We start from the raw sequence: 20,357 nt of genomic DNA, 5'->3' as shown, positions 1-20,357 counted from the left end.
TATAAAAAAGTATAGCGTATTTTCATTCTTAGCATTTTGACTTAAACATTTTCATCAATAAAGCTAACAAGTTTAGAGCGAGGTACAGCGCCAATTTGTTGAGCTACGACTTCACCATTTTTGAAAAGTAATAATGCAGGAATATTACGGATATTGTATTTCACCGCAATATCTTCGCAAGAAGTCACATCAACTTTAACAATTTTTACTTTACCAGCATATTCACTTGATAAGTCTTCAAGAACAGGTGCAATTGCTTTACAAGGTGCACACCAACCTGCCCAGAAGTCAACAAGCACAGGTGTTTCAGCGTCTAGAACATCTGCTTGGAAGTTATCATCAGTTGTATTTACAATAGTCGCAGACATGGTACGGCTCCAATTTTTAGAAAAAAGTGCTATTACTACAGGAGAAAATTATCTCTATCAGTATTACATAGCTACTTAGTTCAATGTAAGGGTTTGATGCTATTATTCAAGGCTTAACTAAATTTGTCTAATGGATGCTCACGATATTCATCATCGACTTGTACAATCAACTCTTAAATAGAAAAATATAAATGACAGTTAATTGTTGATGAAAATGGCTTTTCAATTGCATTCTTGTGAATTACTCTAGGCGTGAATTGTTATGGGTTTAGTTCAATAATGTCTGACTTTCTGATTGATGAAGAATTACTTGCCGCCATAGATATGGGGTCGAACAGCTTTCACCTTGCAATTGCACGGGTAGATCACGGTGAAGTTAAAAAAGTTGCTTCGATGTCAGAAAAAGTACAGCTTGCAGCTGGTTTAGATGAGAATAAAAATTTAACAGAAGCAGCTCAGCAACGTGGTTTGGCATGTCTAGCGCGTTTTGTTGGAAGATTGAGTTCTGTTCAACCTAATCGTTTACGAATTGTGGCTACTAATGCCTTGCGTCAGGCAAAAAATGGTCATGAATTTATCCAAAAAGCTGCAGAAATTTTACCTAAACCTATTGAAATTATTGCAGGGCGAGAAGAAGCCCGTCTGATTTATTTGGGCGTATCGCATACCATGGCTAATGGTGGACGTCGCTTAGTTGTTGATATTGGTGGTGGTTCTACCGAATTCATTATTGGTGAAGAGTTTGAACCGATTTACACCGAGTCATTACAAATGGGTTGTGTAGCCTATACAACAGCCTACTTTGCTGATGGGGAAATTACTCAGAAATCATTTGATAAGGCCGTAGTTGCTGCCCGTAAAGAGCTTTCTGCTATTGCAACGACTTATAAAATGGAAGGGTGGGATACTGTCGTTGGTTCGAGTGGAACGATTAAAGCCTGTCGCCAAATTATGGTCAATATGGGCTTAAGTGATGAACAAGAAAATGTCACTCGAGAAGGGTTATACAAACTCAAAGATAAATTACTTAAGTTTAAAAATGTTTCTGAAATTGATTTTGAAGGATTAAGAGAAGATCGACGAGCAGTTTTGCCAGCCGGATTGGCAATTTTGTACGCAGTTTTTGAAGTTCTAGAAATTGATCGTTTGGCATATTCTGATGGTGCATTACGCGAAGGTGTTATGTATGACCTATTAGGTCGATTTAAACATGAAGATATCCGCGACCGCAGTGTACAAGCTCTAATGGGCCGTTATAATGCCGACCCTAAACAAGCAGAACGTGTTGTCAAGACAGCACAACAATTATTTGATGGTGTTGCTAAATCTCTTAATTTAACGAGTGAAGACAGTGACTTACTGCGTCGGTCAGCTTATTTACATGAAATTGGTTTAGCAATTAGTCATGGTGGTTATCATCGCCATGGTGCTTATTTATTACAGCATTCTGATATTCCGGGTTTCTCGCAAATTGATCAAAATCATCTTTCACATTTAGTTGCTCATCATCGTCGTAAATTACGAAATGATGTAAAAAACGAAATTTTGAAGGCTGGTGGTCATAAATTACTTTACTTAAGTTTATTGCTTCGCCTAGCAGTTTTACTCAACCATAGTCGAAGTGATCAGATGCTTCCTGCCATTGAACTGACCATCATAAATGATCAACAATGGCAGCTTAGTGTTTCTGGTGATGCCAAACAATGGCCATTGTTAGTTGCCGACTTGCATGATGAGCAAGAGCAGTTTAAGCATTGGGACATTGAATTGAATATTCAGTCGGAAAAATTTATCGATTAAAGGGATAATATTCGACCTATGAAAAAATCTACTCAGTCCAAAGCTTGGACAACGGTTCAAATTGCACGTCATCCTGAACGTCCGCAGTTTCTAGATTATGTCGGTGAAATCTTTACAGAGTTTGACGCCTTGCATGGTGATCGTTTGTTTGGTGACGATGGTGCGATGGTAGGTGGTCTTGCTCGTTTTGACGGTCAACCTGTGATGGTCATTGGACAACACCGTGGTCGTAGTACCCGTGAAAAATTAAAGCATAACTTCGGTATGGCTAATCCTGAAGGTTACCGTAAATCTCAACGCCTATTAGATATGGCTGAGCGTTTTAATCTTCCGGTTTTCACGTTTATTGATACTATGGGTGCTTACCCGGGTGTTGGTGCTGAAGAGCGTGGACAAGCCGAAGCAATTGCAACTAGCCTTGCTCAACTTTCACGTTTGAAAGTTCCTGTTGTTGCAACAGTACTGGGTGAAGGGGGTTCTGGTGGTGCTTTAGGTATTGGTGTGGCTGACAGAGTAATTATGTTGTCGCACAGTATCTATTCTGTGATTTCACCAGAAGGCTGCGCATCTATTTTATGGAAAACTGCTGAAAAAGCGGCTCAAGCGAGTGAAGCTTTAGGTTTGACAGCAGACAAATTACAATCTCTAGGTATTGTTGAATATGTAGTAGATGAAGGCGAAGGGGCACATTTAGACCCTGAGCAAGTCATGCAAAACCTAAAAGTAGTTTTGAAGCAAGCTTTGGATGAATTGCTACCACTGGATGCAAATGAACGATGCGAAGCACGTTATCAACGTTTAATGAAGTTTGGCAGCGCAAATTTAGGCATAATGTCTTAAAGCAGGCTCAACTGTTTTCAGAAAATAGTTCTTTTCTTATTGGATGTAGTGGCGGCATGGATTCAATGCTGCTACTCCATTTGATGTCTCAAATTTCTCCTCAAAAGATCCGAGCGATTTATATCGATCATCAACTGCAATCACAAAGTGCAGAATGGGGGAAACTCGTTGCTAAACAAGCTACTCGCTTAGATATTCCTTATATTATTCAAAAAGTTCAAGTTACCGACGGTAATTTGGAAGCTCAAGCACGTCAGGCACGTTATCAAGCTTATCGACAGCATTTACAAGCCAACGAGATTTTAGTGCTTGCTCATCATCAGCAAGATCAGGCTGAAACAGTAATGTTGAGGTTGTTATCGGGTGCAGGTGTTGATGGATTGGCTGCCATGCAATCTATTGATTATCGTGCAGACATGACAATTTGGCGTCCTTTTTTAGATTTAACTCGTGAGCAAATTACCGATTGGACTACTCAACTTGAAATTGAGTATGTAAATGACCCTACAAATTACGATATTCATTATGATAGGGCGTGGTCACGTGAGGAACTTTGGCCTTTCTTACAAAACCGCTTTCCTAAAATGCAGCAAGCACTTAGTCGAACCAGTTATTTGATGCAAGATGCTTCTGAAATTTTAGAAGAAGTATTGATAGTCGATTTAAAGCATTGTGGCACCGCTGAGTGTTTAGACTTAACTAAATTGTTGGGTTTATCGGCTGCCCGTCAGCGCCAGTTGCTTTCAGTTTGGATGAAAGGTGATGGGCAATATCGACCTGCATTTGAAATGGTCGAGCGTTTAAAAAATGAAGTGATTGATTCAAAGTCTGACGCACAAGCAGCATTACACTGGAATCAGTTTTACTATGTCCGTTATCAAAATCATCTTTATAGATTGAGTAAGCAGGCTTTTCTTGCTGAAACATTAAGTCCAGTTGAAGCTGAATCGGAGCATCATTTCCAAATGGGAGAAATAGTGCATTACGCTTCAGGAAATTTTCAGATTAAACAAAAAAAAATCGGTTTGGCTTCATCTTTATTAAATGAAAAATTGACAATAATTCGACGTCAAGGTGGGGAAAAAGTCCATTTATATGGTCGTATTGGCCAATGGCCATTAAAAAAAGCAATTCAAGAAGCACATATTTTGCCTTGGCTTCGTCATACAATTCAAATATTAGTCATAGATAATGTTATGCTTGGGGTTTTTACACCGAAAGGATTTTGGTTGGCTCAGTCTCCGTATTGTGAGCAAGGAGGATGGCAACCAGATTTAATTTCTCATTCTTGTAATCTGGTAAATGGCGAATATGGTTATGGCAAGTGCAGTAAATTGTAATATCTGTTTTATTGGTGGCGGTAATATGGCCCAAGCTTTAATTGGCGGGCTGGTTTCAAGAGGTTTACCACCGACACGTATTACAGTTTCAGATCCTGTTGAACAGATCCGTCAATTATTACAAGAGAAAGAAGTCCACGTAACACAAGATAACGTGGCTGCAATTCAAAATGCTGATGTTGTCGTATTGGCGGTAAAGCCTCAAGTTTTGGCGACTGTTTTACGTCCCTTAAAAGGTCTGTTATCAGATAAATTGGTCATTTCAATTATTGCTGGTGCTGAAATCCAAACGATATCAAATTTAATTGATAGCGATCGAATTGTGCGAGTTATGCCAAATACACCAGCTCTGGTTCAAACTGGCGCTCATGGTATCTATGCAAATGATGTAGTGGGTACTTCGGATCGTGAATTAACAAGTCAGATTTTAGCAGCCACAGGCTTAACAATTTGGGTAAACTCCGAAGCTCAAATTGATGCGGTAACAGCAGTTTCTGGCTCAGGTCCTGCATATTTTTTCTATCTCATGGAAAGTATGATCCGTGCGGGTAAAAATTTAGGACTAGATGAAAAAGTTGCAACCGCTTTGACTCTTCAAACGGCGTTAGGTGCAGCTCAAATGGCAATTACCAGTTCAAATACTCCATCTGAACTTCGTAAGAATGTGACATCGCCAAATGGTACAACACAAGCTGCACTTGAAGTTTTTGACCGTGCACAAATCTCCCAAAATATTCAATCTGCATTGGCTGCTGCACAGAAGCGTAGCCAAGAATTGGCTCAAGAATTGAGTGACAGTGCGAAATAGCTTAAATAGGATAAGACAACTATGGGTGCAAATTCTGCGCTAATTTTTGGAATTTTAATTAATGTCGCGATTTTATTGGTCTTTTTCCGTTTTTTAATGCAATTAGCGGCAGTAAGTCCTTATAATCCTGTGGTTTTATCGACCGTAAAAGCGACTAAAATTGTTGATATTTTTGGCCGAATTTTTCCGACGGTCGCAAAAGGCCGATTTAATTTGGCTGCGTTGGTTCTTTTAATTACGTTGTATTTACTGAAAATTTTCGGTGTGATGTATCTTTCTGGCTCTATGCCAAATAGTCCGATTCATTTACTGATTCTGACATTTGTAACTATGATTCAGGACTTGATTCGTTTCTGCCGTTATTTAATTTTCGCAACAATCATTTTGAGTTGGGTGGTCATGTTTACTCAATCGCGTTCACCTTATATTGAGGTGATTCAAGATTTAGCTGAACCATTACTCGCACCATTCCGCCGTTTATTGCCTAATATGGGAATGATTGACTTATCTCCAATTTTGGCATTTTTGGCACTCTATATTGCCGAAATTTTAATGAATGAAGTAGCGAAAGTTCTATTAACAGGACTTTAAGCTGACTCAATAAAAAAGGGCTGTATTTCACAGCCCTTTTTTTTATTTCTGTTAATTAATGAGCATCATCCCAGTTTAGACCTTGTCCTACCTCAACCACTAAAGGCACAGAAATTTCTACAACTGATTCCATGACTTTTGCGATTTGTTTGGAAAGTTCTTCAGCAATGTTTTGATCGGCTTCAAAAACTAATTCATCGTGTACTTGAAGTAGTAACTTGGCTTGATCTTTTGGCAAGATTTTATCAACTTCAATCATCGCAATTTTAATAATATCAGCCGCACTGCCTTGTAACGGTGCATTGATCGCAGCACGTTCGGCAGCCTTACGCACCATCACATTTCGTGCATCAATATCTGGCGTATAAAGACGACGGCCTAAAATAGTTTCAACAAATCCTTGCTCTGATGCAACTTGACGTGTGCGTTGCATATATTCATAAATGCCAGGATAGCGTTGGAAGTACTGTTTGATATAGTTCTGCGACTCTTGACGTGTGAAACCTAACTGACGAATCAAACCAAACTCAGACATACCATACAGTAGACCAAAGTTTACTGCCTTAGCTTGGCGACGTTGATCATTAGTCACATCTTCAATTGCAATACCCAATACTTCTGCTGCAGTACGGCGGTGAACGTCTTGTCCATGCTGGAATGCATGTACTAAAGCATCATCTTGAGAAAAATGTGCCATTAAACGTAGTTCAATTTGCGAGTAATCGGCAGCCAATAGAACTCGGCCTTCTGGTGCAATGAATGCTTTACGAATCTGACGACCAATTTGTCTACGAATTGGAATATTCTGTAAGTTAGGGTCAGAAGAGGAGAGGCGGCCTGTTGCTGTTAAAGCTTGATGATAGCTCGTATGTACACGATGCGTATCATTATGAGACTGCTCAACCAAACGGTCAGTATAAGTACTCTTTAGCTTTGCCAATCCGCGATGTTCTAAAATAATTTCTGCTAAAGGATGCTCAATTTTTTCTAAAACACTTTCGCTTGTACTGTATTGCCCAGTTGCGGTTTTTTTACCACCTTTGATTCCTAATTTATCAAATAGTATTTCGCCTACTTGTTTAGGTGAAGCAATATTAAAAGTTTCATCTGCAATTTCCATGGCTTGATTTTCAAGCCCTTCCATCGTTTTTGCAAATTCAACACTTAAGTTATCTAGGAATGCATGATCTAAACGAATGCCATTTTCTTCCATGCCTGATAAAATTCGGGCAACTGGCATTTCGATGTTATATAAAATATTTTCTAGCTCAGGGAATGGCTTAAGTTTATTTGAAAGTACTTCATACAAACGATAGGTGACATGCGCATCTTCTGCTGCATAGTGGGCAGCGACTTCAATCTCAATTTGATTAAATGTTTTCTGCTTTGCACCTTTGCCGGCAATTTGCTCAAAAGTTGTTGTTAAGTGACTTAAGTAGACACGAGCAACATCATCCATTCCATGACGAGTCGCTGCCGCATTCAATACGTAAGATGCCAACATGGTATCGAAATACCAGCCTTTTAGCTCAATGCCGTGGTTTGCAAAAATGTGTGCATCATATTTAAGATGATGGCCAATTTTTTTAACTGCTTCATTTTCTAATACAGGCTTAATTTGAGCCAGAATTTGTTCACGATTCAGTTGCTGTGGAGCATTTTCATAGTTATGTGCCAAAGGAACATAGTAAGCGTCTTGTGCATCAAAGGCGATTGAAAAACCAACCATCTCGGCAATGCGGTAATCAAGGCTTGTAGTTTCTGTATCAATGGCAAAATGATCGGCATTTTGCATGCGTTGCCAGAGTTGATCCCATGCTTCTTGAGTTAAAACAGTGTGGTAATTGGCGGTTCCAAGTTGATCATCTTGACTGGTTAAGCTTGACTGATCTTCAGTTTCTATAGAATCAGCCGGTTTAACTTCATCTTGAACTACGACCTGTGAAACTTGTTGTTTATAACTAGAGCTGTTCGGATTATTTGGATGATCAAGCGACTGTAACTGATTTCTAAATTCAAGCTCAGTATATAGGTTGCGCAAAGCATCAACATTTGGGTCGATAAGCTTTAATTCATGCCAATCGAGTTCTAAAGGAAGATCGCACACAATGCTTGCTAACTGATGATCAAGCTTAATATTGTCTAAATTATCTTTGATATTCTGGCTAATCTTGCCTTTAAGTTGGTCTGCATTGGCAATGATATTGTCCAACGTGCCATATTCAGTTAGTAATTTGGCTGCTGTCTTTGCTCCTACACCCGGTACACCCATAATTCCGTCAGATGCATCGCCCATTAGAGTCAAATAGTCGATAATCTGATTTGGCCAAACTCCAAATTTTTCAAAAACACCGTCGGTGTCCATTACGCGATCTTTAAAGCTATCTTCTAACTTTACATGATCATTAACTAATTGAGCCATGTCTTTATCTCCAGTCGAGATAAGAACATGGTGTCCTTCGAGTACGGCACGTTTAGCAAGTGTACCGATAATGTCATCTGCTTCCGCGCCAGGGAGACTATATAAAGGAATACCTTGAGCTTTAATCAATGCATGTAAATATGGAATTTGTTGAGACAACTCTTCGGGCATGCTCGGGCGGTCACCTTTATAGATCGGTGAAAGCTTATGACGGAAGGTTGGTTCGGGGGTATCAAAAATTACAGCCATATGCGTAGGTTGCATACGACGCATCAATTTTTGAATCGCAGAAATTGCTCCACGTATTGCATTGGTATGTAACCCTGTAGAGGTCGTCAATGGTGGTAATGCATGATATGCACGAAATAAAAAATAGGACCCATCAACCAAGACAAATGGTGGCATTGAACAATTCCTTAATCTGAATTACGGGTATTTTACGTGAAAACGGATATGAATGCAGATTTATGATTTTTGCAGTATTTTGTATGTATAAATATACGCTTGTATTTGCTTAAAGTAAGATGACATGTAATGAAGGTGTCATATTGCTAAGCCCATGTATAAAAAAGACAAACAGGGAATGATCATTGTTTTGATCGCTTTGACTTTGTTTTTAGCCATGTCAATTGGTTTTAAATTTCATAGTGCCGTTGTTGTTTTATCTATTGCATTTATCGTAATACTGGTTCAGTTATTGTCGAATCTGCATCAGCGTCTGACACATTTAGAACAACAGTTTTCTCATCAAGCAACTCCTCTTTATTCTATTCGTATGCAAACAACAGTGATTTATACGGCTGCCTTGGTTGCATTAGTTGCTTATATGAATCACTGGATGTGGATTGCTGGCGGTGCATTACTGGTTTTATTACTATGTTTGATTCAAACGATTAGTGTATTTCATACTCGACTGTTGTATCTCGAGTCGGCAAAACAAACTGTTCATGTAAATGAAGTTGTAAAGACAGAAGCTATAACTCCCGTATTAGAGCAAGCTAACTTCCATAATACAGACGTGTTAGTCCCAGCTGAAACAGCACCTTTAAATCAAGAAGAATATCCAACTCAGGTACAAACTGCATGGTGGCAACCAGCAATTGATTGGATGGTACATGGTAATCCAATTTTAAGAGTTGCTGTTGCTGTGCTTATGGTTGGGGTAGTGTTATTACTGCGTTTTGCAAGTGAACACTGGCAGCTGAGTTTAGGCATAAAACTTGGGTTTATTGCTGTTGCTGGAGGTGTATTAACTGCATTTGGATATACCTTACAAAAGAAAAATCAGCTTTTTGCTGTGGCATTGCAAGGTGTCGGACTGGCAGTTGTGTTCCTAACACTTGTGTTCTCGCATCATTTTGGTGTGATTGCCAATCTAACTACAGCAAGTATTCTGTTTACGATTTTATTAGCAATCACTGTATTTTTAAGTTTAAAGCAACAGGCGATTTATTTAGCTATTTTAGCACTCGGCATGGCTTATGCTGCCCCATTGGTGATTCCGCAATATCACCCTGATGTGGTTTTCTTATTCAGCTACTATTTGGTTATTAATCTTGCGGTTGCCGCCGTTAATTTTATTCAACCTTGGAAAATCTTAAATCAAATCGCTTTCTTTGCCACGATGTTTATTGGTGGTACGGCAATCGCATTTTATGCAGAACCAGCAAAATTTGACACATTAGACTGGATTTTATGGCTACATATAGCCCTGTTTATTTGGCTTAGTGTTCGTTATAGCCAAAATATATCTCGAGTTTCAGCACGTGAACAACAAGAAGGCATTCGTTTACCCCCTTTGTTGGATGTTGGTCTTATTTTTAGTGTTCCAGTATTAGGTTTTACATTACATGCCTATTTAGTTCATGAGTCTACACAAGCGTTGACGATTGGTGCTGCAGTATTAGCGGGTACCTATGCAGTATTAACTTTCTGGATCAAAAAGAGTCATCCTCAACTTTCAGTACTAGCAAAAAGCTTTTTCATTCTTGCTGTTGCATTCTTTGCTTTAATATTTCCACTTGCGAAAGGGGCGCATTGGACTGCAATTGGTTGGGTTGCTCAAGGTACGGCCCTCATTGTATGGGGAGTAACTGAGCGCTACCGTTTAAGCCGATATATTGGTGTAGTTTTAGTCTTACTCAGCTCTCTTGCACTGTTTTATCAGATTTGGGCGAATGCAGAGTTCCCGACTCTAAGCACAAGCATTTATGCAATTGCTCAATTTATTTCAGCCTTCTATTTGTTGCAGTACAACAGCAAAGAGCAACACTATTTTAGTGCCAGTATGTTTAGCGGTATTTTCTTGTGTTTAGGGATGTATGCAGGTGCTGTAGCAGGTGTAGAAATAATGGCATGGCACCATCATGGTTTGAGTCCGTACTTGATGATTGCGATACTATTGTTATCAATATTTAGTTTAGTTGTGCACTATAAATTGCGTGTGCAATGGCAAAGTTTGCAGTTAATTTTAGTTAGCCTGTTATTATTGTTAATTCTGGGTGAGGTCTTTTCCAGCCAAGTATTCACCATGTTTAAATGGTCGAGTATATTGCAACAGGGCACTTTCCTTGTTGCTGCAATTGCTCTTAATGTCTTATTTATTATGGCTCAACCGCAGTCAGGTCAGTCTGGATATTTAAAGGTCTGGGCTGGTTTAAGTTGCTTAGCATTAGCAACGGTGGGGTTGGCGATCTTTCCACAAATGCCAATAGTTGCTTTGGCTTTTGTACCCGTAGTTTATTCACTCTGGGCGTATAAGTCCCATAAAACTGCTTTGTTACATCAAATTCCGGTATGGTGTTTAAGTTTACTTTGGTTGCTTGTGGTGAGTGTCGACATCCATTCTGCCGAGTACCTTTATTTTGTTCCTTTGTTTAACTTAACTGATTTCCTTTCAATTGCAGTATTTGCAGGTCTTCTCTTTATTATCTATCAACATGCTTTTGATCAAGATAAATCGCTTGAGTGGACTTTTAAAATTACAACAATTCTAGTGGGATTATTAGTATTCAGTAGTGTGGTGGTCAGAGGTTTGCACCATTACTGGGCGACGCCACTATGGAGCGCTGCAATTTGGACAAATGGCGTAGTACAGTTAAGTTTGACATTACTTTGGGTCGTATTAGCGTTCATTTTAACCACATTCTCAAGTCGAAAAATGATTCGTCAATTGTGGTTTGTGGGTGCTGCGCTTTTAGGAATTGTCGTATTAAAACTAATTTTACTTGATCTATCGCAAAGTGCGACTTTAACTCGGGTCATTTCATTTATTGGAGCAGGTGGCGTAATGCTAATTATTGCTTATATTGCACCATTACCACCGTCATCCGCTGTACAGAAAAATGAAGAGCCTAAGCTTTAGGCTCTCGTTTTAACTCATTTTGATTAGTGTATTGATCGATATCATCTTCAGCAAAAACAGTAGATGGTCGATCAATCAATCCCATTTTAGGAACAGGAATTTCAATTCGGTTATCTAAAAATCCATTTCGAATTCTTTCTTGCATTTCATCCCGTACTTTTAAAGAGTTTTCTTGTCGACACCACATCGTGAATAAAAGCTCAATAGATGACTCTCTGAATGCAGTAACTGTAACAGCGGGTTTGGGATCATCTAACACAAGTGGATAATGAGCTGCTACATTAAGTAGAACCTCACGAACTTTAATGATGTCTTCATGGAAGTTAATTGCAAGTGTAATTGGAATACGTCGAATTGGGTATTTAGATAAGTTGTGTACAGGGGCACGAATAAGCTGTTCGTTTGGTAAACGAATATAGACATTGTCTAATGTAAGCAGCTTAACCGAAAGCAAATCAATCGAGATCACTTCACCTTCAATTGTATTTCCACGAATGAGGGTAATCTGGATCGTATCACCGACTTCAAATGAACCTTCACCAATCAAAAATAAACCACTAATCAAGTTACTGGCAGACGTTTGCGATGCGAAACCAAGTGCTACGGTTAGAATCCCTGCCGCGCCAAGGAATACACTGAGTTTAAAACCAGCTTCTTTTAAACTCGTCATAATGAAGAGTAAAAAAATAAAATAAAAAATACCGCGCCGCCACACAAGGCGTTGATGAGCATTAAAACGTGAGCCAATGGTTCTAATAAATGTATTTGAAATAATACGGGCAAGAACAAAGCCAATAAAACACAGTACAACACCGACTAAAATTTCACTAATCCGCTCGGTATTGATATTGGTAAATATACTGGTGAGGCTATCAGCGATATCCTTAGGAATACTTGTATCAGCCATATAAACCTCTTAAAAGAATGAATCAAACATATTGAATAATGCTCCACCAGGTGAACGTGGTGGATGAACATAGGTCACTTCACCCGCAAGTGGTGGAGTGCGGTTTTCAATACGAATGCGTGCGGGACGATCAGAGCCTTCATAGAAAACTTTAATTTGAGAAGTCCATAAACGCCCAGTACTTTCACTGTAAAAAAGAGGCAGAGCGGTAACAGGTACATTCATGCGGTCAAAACGCAATTGATGATTACTGGTATTATGAAAATCAATTGGAGTAACAGCACGAAACGCACGGGGGGTTAACAGGTTCAAATCGGTACGCCCATCTACGGAAGTGGCATAACAGATTTCGCCTTGCTGGGCATTTGGACCAAACCATGTATCTTTGGGCTGAATTAGAGGAATTTCAAATAAAGGCTCATGCTGACTTTCAACTAAACCGGCAATCCATAGCGGTGTACTAATATAAAGAGTTCCGCGTTGTCCCGCTGGAATGTAGATAGGGTCAACGGGTTTAATTACTACGGAACGATCTGCCAGACGTGGCATCAGTAGAAATTCTGGATTAGTTTTCCGGAACATGTAGCGTTCTACTTGAACAGTATGCGGAAAGGCAAAATTCGGATCTGCGATTGGGTGCCAATCTTGCTCATTATCGTCTTGAAGAGATGGGCGATAATATTCGATACGCCATTCTTTTATGCCGCGCGTTAGACGAAAAAGCATTGAACCGAATTGCCATGCTTTAGCCTGATTAATTTCAAAGTGCTGTTCTCCCCACCATTTTAAAGAATTCTGGGGACGAGGCTGATATTCATTATTTTCAAACAAGACGTAAAATTCCTCTACCGAGTTGTTAAACAGACTTCACGCTGTAATCTGCTTAGAGTACACTCAAAATCATCTTACTCATCATTATAAATTGTGATGCAAATATTGAAACAAATACAAGTTCCATATAGTTTTGCCAAGCGTCATGGTGTTTTATTTCGTTATGACGGTGATCAAGTATTTATTATTAGACGTCAAAACACTGAAAAAATTGCATTGCAGGAAGCAAGACGAATTCTAGGTAAGCCAGCTCACTACCAATTATGTACTGAACAAGAATTTAATACACTTTTAAGTACGAGCTATGCAGGTGATACAGGGGAATCACAACAAGTTGCGGCAGGTTTAGAAGACCACCCTGATTTATTAAGCTTGGCTGATCAGGTTCCAGAAACAGAAGATCTGATGGATCAAGAAGATGATGCCCCAATTGTTCGTCTTATTAATGCGCTACTTTCAGAAGCAATACGGGTAGGAGCTTCTGATATTCATATTGAAGCTTTTGAAAAGAAATTATCTGTACGATTACGTGTAGATGGTCAATTACGTGAAATTGTACAGCCACGCCGTGAGTTGGCACCTTTGCTGGTTTCACGTATTAAAGTCATGGCAAAACTCGATATTGCGGAAAAACGTGTACCACAAGATGGGCGTATTTCTTTACGTCTTGCGGGACGAGAAGTAGATGTACGTGTTTCGACTTTACCTTCATCACATGGTGAAAGGGTTGTAATGCGTTTGCTTGATAAACAAGCTGGTCGTCTTAATATGATCCATTTGGGTCTGATGGCAAATGACTATGAGCGTTTAACTCAACTTGTACATCGTCCCCATGGCATTATTTTAGTAACAGGTCCTACAGGCTCGGGGAAAACGACGACCTTGTATGCAGCCTTATCGGATCTAAACGACAATACGCGTAACATTTTGACTGCCGAAGATCCGATTGAATATCAACTTGAAGGTATTGGGCAGACACAAGTTAATACCAAAGTGGATATGACATTCGCTCGTGCTTTAAAAGCAATGTTGCGTCAAGATCCAGATGTAGTCATGGTTGGTGAGATTCGTGATTTAGAAACTGCTGAAATTGCAGTACAGGCATCATTAACAGGTCATTTGGTTTTATCGACACTACACACCAATACAGCTATTGGCGCGGTCACTCGACTTAAAGATATGGGGATTGAACCATTCTTATTATCGAGCTCTTTAATTGGAGTGATTGCTCAACGTTTGGTTCGTACTTTATGTCAACATTGTATGACATGGCGTGAAGCAGATACTTTCGAAAGACAGGTATTTCAGCATATTCATAGTGAGTCTATGTTGAAGTTACCACAGGCTCAAGGGTGTGATCATTGTTCACATTTAGGTTTTAATGGGCGTACGGCTATTTATGAAATTGTGCCTGTTGATGATTCTATGCGCCGTCAGATTCACGGAAATGCGGCTGAATATGAATTAGAAAATCATGCTCGTCAGTATTCGGGCTCTATTCGTGATGATGGTTTACGCAAAGTACTTACAGGTAAAACTACACTTGAAGAAGTGCTTCGGGTAACCAATGAAGCAAGTGAAGTATAATTTCTAATGTACAATAAAAAAGCCCGATAAGATTCGGGCTTTTTTTTAAACTTGAAAAATTACTCAGTCACAATATTAAAGTTCACATCAATATTATTGCGAGTTGCATTTGAATAAGGGCAAACAATATGAGCGGCTGCAACTAACTTTTCAGCTTCTTCACGATCCATGCCAACCAAGTGAACATTTAAAGTCACTTCAATGCCGAAACCTGTAGGAATTGGGCCAATACCTACTTCGCCTTCTACATAAGCATCTTTACTAATATTAAATTTATCGCGGTTTGCAACAAATTTTAAAGCGCCTAAAAAGCATGCTGAATAACCAGCTGCAAATAATTGCTCAGGATTTGTTACAGCACCACCAGCGCCACCCATTTCTTTAGGTACGCCAAGTTGTACATCTAATACACCGTCTGATGAAGTTGCACGGCCATCACGACCACCGGTCGCTTTAGCTTTTGCGCGATAAACAACTTTTTCTAATGACATCGTTTTTATTCCTAAAATAAATTGAATACAAATATATCGTACACGACTTAGTTGTTTTGGCAAGTATATTTTTTGAAAAAAATGCTGTTTATTTGACTAGGTTTGTACGGAGTTTAGTAAGTTGATCTTTTAGGTCCAGTAGCGTTGTCATATCACATGAACTTGCATCTAATACTTCGGCTGGAATATTCATTGCTTGATCTTTTAACTTTTTTCCTTCGTCACTTAGCGTAATAATAACTTGGCGTTCATCTTGCGTTGAGCGAGTGCGGTGAAGAAAATGTAGGACTTCTAATTTTTTCAGAATAGGGGTGAGAGTTGATGATTCTAAAAAAAGCTTGGCACCAATTTCTGAAACAGTAACTTCATCCTGTTCCCATAAAACTAACATCACTAAATATTGAGGATAAGTAATACCCAAAGGCGCTAGGAGCTTTCGGTAGAGCTGATTAAGAGCTAAATTTGTTGAATAGACGAGGAAACATAGTTGATTCTCAAGCTTTAAGTTTTTACAGTCTTGGTCCATATATTCCTCAAAGAAACTAATATTGCTTTTGTAGTATATCGCGTTCTATTCAGTTTCTTAAATGTTCATAAGAATAGGTTATGAATAAAGTAAATTAAGGGACAGAAAAAATGGAATAATTAAATCAATTATTCCATAAGATAAAAATTTTTTAGATAAAATTGTCTACCACAGATCTGCAATTTTTTTCATTAAACGCGCACGATATTTAGCGGTAGGATTATTTACACTACGTTGTTGCTCTTGTTCATAAAAGTCTTGCCAAGCAGTAATCATTTCAAGTGTTGTTCCTTGTTTTTTAATCATAGAAACATCTGCTGGTTGAATATTTTCTAAACGTTGTCTTGCGCCTTCTGCGCCCGTTCCCCATCCAATTATTCTTTGGCCAAATGCAGGTAAAGGAATATCTTTAGGAGTAGAGGGAAGAATATCTGATTTGAGTTGTGCGGTTGGTGAAACGAAATGATTCGTTGTACCAAACTCTGCATAACAATGAATATTTGCCCCCAAGCAAAAAAAGCTAAATAAGTATTTCCACATGAATAATTAAACTTTTAATAGTGAATCAATTTACGGTGTGTCATTAGAGGCATTGAAGAGCGGGCGAGATCTTGTGCTGTTAAATCAAAAGGTACAGTGATTAAACCATTCCCTTCATATCCAATCATACTTAAAATTTGACCACGACTATCTGTTGCCCCCGAGTGTCCCCAGGTTTGTCGTTTTTCACCATGCCAGCCCTGTTGTGCTGCACCTAAAACATAACATTGGCTATCCATTGCCCGAGCCTGTAGCAGAAGTTGCCAATGCATTTGCCCAGTTGTGTAGGTAAATGCAGCAGGAGCAGTAAGAAGATGAGCGCCTCGTTGTCTTAGCGTTAGAGCAAGCTCTGGAAAACGTAAGTCATAACATACCATTAAGCCAATATTGCCAAAAGGGGTAGATGTGACTACTACGTCTGTTCCAGGTTCAAAGAAACGAGACTCTTGATAACCACCGACCGCATCACCAACTTGTACATCAAATAAATGGATCTTGTCATAACGTGCTTCTGTACGCTCAGGGCTGATACAGAGGCTAACGGTTCGGACGCGACCATCTTGAATCGTAGATCCATCTGGACGGAATGGACATGGCAAGGTTCCAGCCACAATCCAGATTTGATATTGATGTGCTAGTTGCTCAAGCCTTTGTTGAATAGATTCAAATTGCTCAGCAGTTTCACGTTGTTTTCCAGCAGCAAAACATACAAAGTTTTCAGGGAAAACAATCAGGCTAGCATTTTGCGCCTTGCTTTGTTGAATCAAAGGCTCGATGACTTGAAAATTATTTTCAATATCATCTTGAGAGTTCATTTGAGCAACAGAAACAAGAGTCATATACTAATCCGGCTTAATCGTGAAAATCAGGCATTTTGCTTATCCGATACCTGTTCAAGCGTATCTTGTTCTTTCTGTAACTGCTTCACAAGTGGCTCAAACATATTCTGATTGTTTGCATTGAGTTTCATCAATGTCTTATGTGCATCCAGAACAGTTCTTAGCATTGCATTATGAGTGATTTGTTCATCTGTTAACGTTAACGTACAAACATTAGGATCACCACAATAATTCAAAATGACAAAAACCTGCCCTAGCCCCATACTGTTGGCTAAGGTTGTGATATCTGGATTGGTAGATAGCATCACAGCTTGAATATGATGAGTCTGTTTCAGCTTTAAACCTAGCTTAGCTAAGATACCTAATACAGTACTATCAATAAATGTTGTTTGGGTTAAATCAACGATTGCACCAACAACATTCTCTTGCTGTTCAATTCTGTTTAAAAGTTTGTCTAGACTTATACAAGAATGGGCTCGCACTTCACCAATAAGTTTGAAAATATGCGTTCCATTTAAGCTTGCATATTCAACATGACCTGTTGACATATAAATGCCATTTTCAGAGAAGGATAGAAAAATTATCACATAGTGCCATCTCAGACTCAAGAGTCCTTAGGTCGTATATTATGTAATTAATTGATTCGTAAATTAATTCATTCGACAAAGACTGAAGATGGCAATATCATCGGCCACATGATCGGGTGCTTGAAATGATTGATTTTGCAAATGATGGACCAATTGTTGGAACTGATCATTCAAACCACCATCAAAGGGTTCGAGGGCTCCATCAGAGCAAACAATGAAGCGCGCATGGCGATTTAGTGTACAAATATGCTCTTCAACTTCCAACTCATCCGTTAAACCTAGCGGAAAACTGCTTGTTGTTAGAATTTTAGGTGGTTGGTTAGGTTCGAAGATAATTGGAGGAGGGTAGTGCCCAGCGCTTGACCAACGAAGAGTGTGCGTTTCAAGATTTAAAATACCCACAACAATCGTAATGTGCTTTTCAATATTTTCTTGAACCAACATCCCGTTTAATTTTTTAATTAATTGTCTTGGGGTTTTAGATCGACCATGGAAAGCTGCCATCCATGATGTTAGCAAACTACTCGTTACACCATGACCTGAAACATCTGCAAGATAAAATAAAACTTCTTTATCGTTTAATTTCCAATAGTCATACCAATCACCGGAAAGATAAGCCGAAGGCTGAAAGAAAGTTTCGACTTCATAATTTAATAAATCGATTGGGTTTGGTAGTAAGCGTTTTTGCAATTCAGCAGCCGAAGGTAAGTCACGGCTATCTTGATTACGTTTATATTGAGCATCAATTCTTGATAAGGCTTTGTTTAAATCGTTAGGTAGTTGATTCCATACCCAACCTGCAAGAGCACCTGCTTCCCATGCATGAGCTAAAGCGCTACCTTCATTTTCAAAAGCAATTACAATAGTCGGTAAATTCCACTTATAAGTTAAGAAATCTTGTACATCTGCAATTGCAATGATGGTTGGATCATATAAGTCTAAATCATCTATGTTAATGACTTGTAAGCCTGGTAGTTTATCCAAGGCTTGCTCTAAATAAGGGATAGAGCGTGTCGGTTTAATAAAATACATAGAAGATATGGTAGTCCTTTTATATGATCACTTTATTCATCATAGAGTATGTATCATCAAAATCAAGGTATTGCCGAACTCTCAATCCAAGCAATACCTCGATTTCATATTTTAAGGGTTTTGATTCTCATCTGGTGTATCTTCTGAGTCATCATCAATGAAAGACACATCAGCTGAGTCGCCTTTTTTCTCTGCAATCTGGAATGCTTTACGTTGGAGGTATAAGTCTCGAATCATAGCGTATTGATCACCCTGTAAGGTTTGATCCAAGTCCAGATATTGAGCACGAGTATCAACAGCTTGTAATAGATTGCTTGACCAATAAAGACCCTCTTGATCATCCATAACATATTTTTGTGGACGAGCTTGGGCGTCTACTGCCAAACCAAAACCATCACGCAAAGTACTTGGCCCAAAGAAAGGTAACATAAGGAATGGACCAGAAGGCACACCATAGTAACCAAGAGTTACGCCAAAATTCTCTTCCTCAGTCGGTAAACCTAAGCGGCTGGCTGGGTCTGCCAAACCAAGAGTAGTTAAGGTATTAATCGTAAATCGACCTAAAGTTTTTGCTGCACGACCTGGGCGACCTTGAATAAGCTGATTAACAGCATTCCATGGTTCACCAAGATTTTTACGGAACTGGCGATAAGAGCCACGTACATCTTCTGGAGTCTTTTCTTTATATTGAACAGCAACGGGGCGCAAGAAATTGCGGTCCAACATATCATTAAAAGAATAAATTGGACGGTTCAATGACTGCAAAGGATCTTTAACTAAATCTGGTTGTGCTGCATTTGCATTAATTTTTAAATCTTTAACTTTAATATTTTTTAAATCTTTAATAATTTGTGAACGGGGGTGATTCGGCCCCGTTTCTTCTAATGAACTAGCATTAGCAGATTCACTTATCGTGTTTTCTTGAGCATATATAGAGGTACAAACACCTACAGATAACACGCTTAGTAAAATTAAATTAGAATAATTCATATAATTCCTTAACCGCCAGCCAGGCTAATACTTAATGTGCAGTTGGATGGAGATATGCTTTAATACAAAATTGATAACCTATTATCAATGTAAAATTGATCAAATAATATAGATAAAATGCTAAAAAGGATAAAAAACAAACAGACGATCGTATTGATTTAAAAAAGGGGTTGCCAAGAGGATTTAATCCTCTATAATGCACATCCATCGGCGGTGATGTAGATAAGAACTTGTTGAAAAACAGTTACTTGGAATTGAGTTGATTACTTTAAGTGATGAATTTGATGAGGAGTTGGTTTTGAGAATAAGTTTTAAAAATATCGAAATTACCTGTTGACTTTTAAGAGATTAAGAGTAATATAGCCGACCTAGCTTGCTGGTGACGAACCAGTAAGAAGATCATTAAGAGATTATGAAGAACAACTTGTGTGGATTTTTACTGATTGATTGATCGAAATATTATCATTGATTGATTGGTTTAAATTACTCGAAGT

The 20,357-nt window shown here is 38.8% G+C and carries 18 protein-coding genes; 7 read left to right on the top strand and 11 right to left on the bottom strand.

The genetic code is table 11. From position 1 onward, the window contains the following. Positions 1-41 precede the first annotated feature (41 nt). Entirely contained in the window at positions 42-368 is a 327-nt protein-coding gene (gene trxA / locus ACLBWE_RS08845; protein WP_003655060.1) for a thioredoxin, read from the bottom strand. Between the two features lie 279 nt (positions 369-647). Between trxA and ppx the strand changes: the two genes are divergently transcribed. Genes ppx through ACLBWE_RS08820 form a run of 5 tightly spaced genes read left to right on the top strand, consistent with a single transcriptional unit; the run spans position 648 to position 5,747 of the window. After that, on the top strand, positions 648-2,168 hold the full coding sequence (gene ppx / locus ACLBWE_RS08840; protein WP_017388337.1) for an exopolyphosphatase: 1,521 nt from the start codon (positions 648-650) through the stop codon (positions 2,166-2,168). 18 nt (positions 2,169-2,186) lie between these two features. Further along, entirely contained in the window at positions 2,187-3,008 is an 822-nt protein-coding gene (locus ACLBWE_RS08835) for an acetyl-CoA carboxylase carboxyltransferase subunit alpha (RefSeq protein WP_003655062.1), read from the top strand. Then, entirely contained in the window at positions 2,945-4,348 is a 1,404-nt protein-coding gene (tilS, locus tag ACLBWE_RS08830; protein ID WP_447602399.1) for a tRNA lysidine(34) synthetase TilS, read from the top strand. Before ACLBWE_RS08835 ends, tilS begins: the two co-directional genes overlap by 64 nt. Continuing rightward, on the top strand, positions 4,320-5,156 hold the full coding sequence (proC, locus tag ACLBWE_RS08825; RefSeq protein WP_080026326.1) for a pyrroline-5-carboxylate reductase: 837 nt from the start codon (positions 4,320-4,322) through the stop codon (positions 5,154-5,156). The genes tilS and proC overlap by 29 nt, the downstream gene beginning before the upstream one ends. Positions 5,157-5,177: 21 nt before the next feature. Beyond that, a complete protein-coding gene (locus ACLBWE_RS08820; protein ID WP_003655065.1) occupies positions 5,178-5,747 on the top strand; it encodes a YggT family protein in 570 nt (189 codons plus the stop codon). Between the two features lie 55 nt (positions 5,748-5,802). Here the strand turns inward: ACLBWE_RS08820 and polA are convergent, their stop codons facing one another. Next, complete coding sequence (gene polA / locus ACLBWE_RS08815) at positions 5,803-8,574, bottom strand: DNA polymerase I (RefSeq protein WP_348951723.1); 2,772 nt, start codon at positions 8,572-8,574, stop codon at positions 5,803-5,805. A 154-nt stretch (positions 8,575-8,728) separates the two neighbouring features. Between polA and ACLBWE_RS08810 the strand changes: the two genes are divergently transcribed. Beyond that, on the top strand, positions 8,729-11,533 hold the full coding sequence (locus ACLBWE_RS08810; protein WP_447602396.1) for a DUF2339 domain-containing protein: 2,805 nt from the start codon (positions 8,729-8,731) through the stop codon (positions 11,531-11,533). Here ACLBWE_RS08810 and ACLBWE_RS08805 read toward each other — a convergent pair. Further along, positions 11,523-12,440 carry a mechanosensitive ion channel family protein gene (locus ACLBWE_RS08805; protein ID WP_045435174.1) on the bottom strand — a complete coding sequence of 306 codons (918 nt, stop codon included), beginning with the start codon at positions 12,438-12,440 and terminating at the stop codon, positions 11,523-11,525. The genes ACLBWE_RS08810 and ACLBWE_RS08805 overlap by 11 nt on opposite strands. A 9-nt stretch (positions 12,441-12,449) precedes the next feature. Further along, positions 12,450-13,271 carry a hypothetical protein gene (locus ACLBWE_RS08800; RefSeq protein ID WP_017391225.1) on the bottom strand — a complete coding sequence of 274 codons (822 nt, stop codon included), beginning with the start codon at positions 13,269-13,271 and terminating at the stop codon, positions 12,450-12,452. 96 nt (positions 13,272-13,367) lie between these two features. Here ACLBWE_RS08800 and gspE point away from each other — a divergent pair, with 96 nt between their 5' ends. After that, on the top strand, positions 13,368-14,858 hold the full coding sequence (gene gspE, locus ACLBWE_RS08795; RefSeq protein WP_447602393.1) for a type II secretion system ATPase GspE: 1,491 nt from the start codon (positions 13,368-13,370) through the stop codon (positions 14,856-14,858). Between the two features lie 59 nt (positions 14,859-14,917). Here the strand turns inward: gspE and ACLBWE_RS08790 are convergent, their stop codons facing one another. From ACLBWE_RS08790 to ACLBWE_RS08760, 7 genes are all read right to left on the bottom strand, one after another. Then, entirely contained in the window at positions 14,918-15,349 is a 432-nt protein-coding gene (locus tag ACLBWE_RS08790) for an organic hydroperoxide resistance protein (protein ID WP_447602391.1), read from the bottom strand. Positions 15,350-15,437: 88 nt separating this feature from the next. Then, on the bottom strand, positions 15,438-15,875 hold the full coding sequence (locus tag ACLBWE_RS08785) for a MarR family winged helix-turn-helix transcriptional regulator (protein WP_447602389.1): 438 nt from the start codon (positions 15,873-15,875) through the stop codon (positions 15,438-15,440). Between the two features lie 165 nt (positions 15,876-16,040). Beyond that, a complete protein-coding gene (locus ACLBWE_RS08780; protein WP_016139199.1) occupies positions 16,041-16,415 on the bottom strand; it encodes a DUF4951 domain-containing protein in 375 nt (124 codons plus the stop codon). Between the two features lie 14 nt (positions 16,416-16,429). Continuing rightward, entirely contained in the window at positions 16,430-17,254 is an 825-nt protein-coding gene (locus ACLBWE_RS08775; protein WP_447602386.1) for a carbon-nitrogen hydrolase family protein, read from the bottom strand. 26 nt (positions 17,255-17,280) lie between these two features. Continuing rightward, the gene (gigB, locus tag ACLBWE_RS08770) at positions 17,281-17,802 is read right to left on the bottom strand and encodes an anti-anti-sigma factor GigB (RefSeq protein WP_002117273.1); all 522 of its coding nucleotides are present in this window, start codon (positions 17,800-17,802) and stop codon (positions 17,281-17,283) included. A gap of 102 nt (positions 17,803-17,904) precedes the next feature. Next, positions 17,905-18,873, bottom strand: coding sequence for an RsbU family protein phosphatase GigA (gene gigA / locus ACLBWE_RS08765; RefSeq protein WP_447602384.1), 969 nt, complete (start codon positions 18,871-18,873; stop codon positions 17,905-17,907). Positions 18,874-18,984: 111 nt separating this feature from the next. Beyond that, a complete protein-coding gene (locus ACLBWE_RS08760; protein ID WP_348951734.1) occupies positions 18,985-19,863 on the bottom strand; it encodes an MlaA family lipoprotein in 879 nt (292 codons plus the stop codon). Positions 19,864-20,357 lie beyond the last annotated feature (494 nt).

The sequence above is a fragment of the Acinetobacter sp. M5A5_2a genome (assembly GCF_053345265.1).
The sequence above is the reverse complement of the archived record's forward strand: the minus strand, read 5'-3'. Positions and strand labels throughout refer to the sequence as shown.

Coding starts and splice junctions, on each gene's coding strand:
- trxA (WP_003655060.1), bottom strand. CDS start 368: ATGTCTGCGACTATTGTAAATACAACTGATGATAACTTCCAAGCAGAT.
- ppx (WP_017388337.1), top strand. CDS start 648: ATGTCTGACTTTCTGATTGATGAAGAATTACTTGCCGCCATAGATATG.
- ACLBWE_RS08835 (WP_003655062.1), top strand. CDS start 2,187: ATGAAAAAATCTACTCAGTCCAAAGCTTGGACAACGGTTCAAATTGCA.
- tilS (WP_447602399.1), top strand. CDS start 2,945: ATGCGAAGCACGTTATCAACGTTTAATGAAGTTTGGCAGCGCAAATTT.
- proC (WP_080026326.1), top strand. CDS start 4,320: ATGGTTATGGCAAGTGCAGTAAATTGTAATATCTGTTTTATTGGTGGC.
- ACLBWE_RS08820 (WP_003655065.1), top strand. CDS start 5,178: ATGGGTGCAAATTCTGCGCTAATTTTTGGAATTTTAATTAATGTCGCG.
- polA (WP_348951723.1), bottom strand. CDS start 8,574: ATGCCACCATTTGTCTTGGTTGATGGGTCCTATTTTTTATTTCGTGCA.
- ACLBWE_RS08810 (WP_447602396.1), top strand. CDS start 8,729: ATGTATAAAAAAGACAAACAGGGAATGATCATTGTTTTGATCGCTTTG.
- ACLBWE_RS08805 (WP_045435174.1), bottom strand. CDS start 12,440: ATGGCTGATACAAGTATTCCTAAGGATATCGCTGATAGCCTCACCAGT.
- gspE (WP_447602393.1), top strand. CDS start 13,368: ATGCAAATATTGAAACAAATACAAGTTCCATATAGTTTTGCCAAGCGT.
- ACLBWE_RS08790 (WP_447602391.1), bottom strand. CDS start 15,349: ATGTCATTAGAAAAAGTTGTTTATCGCGCAAAAGCTAAAGCGACCGGT.
- ACLBWE_RS08785 (WP_447602389.1), bottom strand. CDS start 15,875: ATGGACCAAGACTGTAAAAACTTAAAGCTTGAGAATCAACTATGTTTC.
- ACLBWE_RS08780 (WP_016139199.1), bottom strand. CDS start 16,415: ATGTGGAAATACTTATTTAGCTTTTTTTGCTTGGGGGCAAATATTCAT.
- ACLBWE_RS08775 (WP_447602386.1), bottom strand. CDS start 17,254: ATGACTCTTGTTTCTGTTGCTCAAATGAACTCTCAAGATGATATTGAA.
- gigB (WP_002117273.1), bottom strand. CDS start 17,802: ATGTCAACAGGTCATGTTGAATATGCAAGCTTAAATGGAACGCATATT.
- gigA (WP_447602384.1), bottom strand. CDS start 18,873: ATGTATTTTATTAAACCGACACGCTCTATCCCTTATTTAGAGCAAGCC.
- ACLBWE_RS08760 (WP_348951734.1), bottom strand. CDS start 19,863: ATGAATTATTCTAATTTAATTTTACTAAGCGTGTTATCTGTAGGTGTT.